General features: G+C 66.4%; 2 protein-coding genes. One reads left to right on the top strand and one right to left on the bottom strand.

Annotated features, from left to right (window positions below; translation table 11 throughout):
- A partial coding sequence (locus WA805_RS15425; RefSeq protein ID WP_425242662.1) for a hypothetical protein occupies positions 1-483 on the top strand: 483 nt, incomplete at its 5' end.
- A gap of 426 nt (positions 484-909) precedes the next feature.
- On the opposite strand, the gene WA805_RS15430 is transcribed toward WA805_RS15425, so the two are convergent.
- Complete coding sequence (locus WA805_RS15430; protein ID WP_425242663.1) at positions 910-1,605, bottom strand: IS6 family transposase; 696 nt, start codon at positions 1,603-1,605, stop codon at positions 910-912.
- Positions 1,606-1,703: the final 98 nt, after the last annotated feature.

Consider the following 1,703-nt stretch of genomic DNA (forward strand, 5'->3'; position numbering starts at 1 on the left):
CTGCTGCGCTATGGCGACGACCCGGAAATCGAGCCGGGGGAGCGATGGGTGCGTGTCTTCCTCCGAGCTGACCGGCCCGAGGATTACGAGCAGATCATCAGCGCGTTCGAGCGTGATCATCAGGCGGCGATCGAAGGGTTCCTGCTCGAGCTGGTCGCGAGGCTCTGCGAGATCCGGCTGGTCCAGTTCACCTTTAGCAAGAACCCCGTCACCAGCGAGAGCGATGGTCCCTGTAACAGGATCATGGAATACGGGCAGCGGCTAGCAGACCTACAGGCATGGGAACGGGGGGAAGCAACGCATGTGCCCGCCCACCTGGGACCGGGCGGACTGGAAACAGTCGACACACTGATCATGGCGGGTATCGCCGATGATCGCGCGGACGCGATCCGCTTGGTGCTGCCCCGTTTCCGCGAGCAGCCCGAATATGGGCAGCTCCGCGAGCAGGCCCGGGAGATCGACCGGCTCAGAGCGGAGTGCTAGCTTCGGCAGGCTCCAGATGGGAAACAGCAGGTCGTAACAGCCCGCTCCGGCGCAGCCAAGGGTCGGCCGAGATCCGGGGACGGCCCGCTCAGTGTCCGGGGGGTGCCCCTCCACCGTCAAGAGGCACCCGAAGATCCTTACCCCTTGAGCGTCGGAGCCTCTGCACCCCCTCCGGTCAGAAACCAAGGGCCAGGCCGGAGCCTTCCCGGACCGGACGCAGGCCATCCCCTCCAAGGTGCAGGCGGCAACGGGGCCAGCTGTCGACCGCGACCGCAAAGGGGCGTGCCCGCTGCGTGCCTGTGAGTATCGGTTTTCAGGTATCGATGCTGGTGGCGCTGGGTGACTCCCTGCGTGCCTGACCGTCTGCGGAGGCGCTGTTGCGTTGGGCGATTCCTGGGCAAGCTGGAGCGCTGACCTGACGGCCCGTCAGATCGTTACGGCGAGCTCGTCGAAGGCAGTGCGGAGCTGGTGACGGGCGGGGACGTGGGTGGCGATGTCGTAGTGGCCGCGGTGCAGGTTCTGGACGAAGGCGTGACCGGCGGCGAGAATCCGCGCTGAGCGGCGCCGCTTCAGCCCTCGCATCGGCCGGAGCCGGGCTTTGAGCCGCCCGTGATCTGCCTCGACTGGGTTGTTGGCGTATCGCTCCACGATGTGCAGCGCTGAAGGGATCAGCTCATCCAGAACCCGCGGATAGGCGGGGGCCCGGTCGGTGGTGACCTCGACCGGGATCACGCCAGCCCGCATGACCCGGGCGAAGAAGCGCCGGGCGGCTGCCAGGTCACGCCTCATCGACAGCAGGACGTCGATGACCTGCCCATGCTGGTCGATTGCCCGGTACAGGTACGTCCAGCGGCCCGATACCTTCACGTACGTCTCATCGACGAACCACCGGTCACCGGGGGCATGGCGGCACGGCCTGGCAGCTTCGATGAACTCGGGGGTGAAGCGCTGCACCCACCGGTAGATGGTCACGTGATCAACGGTGACACCGCGCTCGGCCAGCAGTTCCTCGACGTCACGGTAAGACAGGCCGTACCGCAGGTACCAGCGAACCGCGACCGAGATCACCCCAGGCGGGAACCGGAAGCCAGCGAACACCGAAGATGAGCCAGACGACGTCACGGAACCAGTCTCCCGACGGCCGCGATCGAGCAACGCAACAGAGCCTTGGTGCGCCCTGAGCGCATGCGCCCCGGCTTGGTTGAGTACCCGTACTGATG

Origin of the sequence: Trebonia sp. (assembly GCF_049794275.1) — a bacterium.
Lineage (GTDB): Bacteria > Actinomycetota > Actinomycetes > Streptosporangiales > Streptosporangiaceae > Trebonia.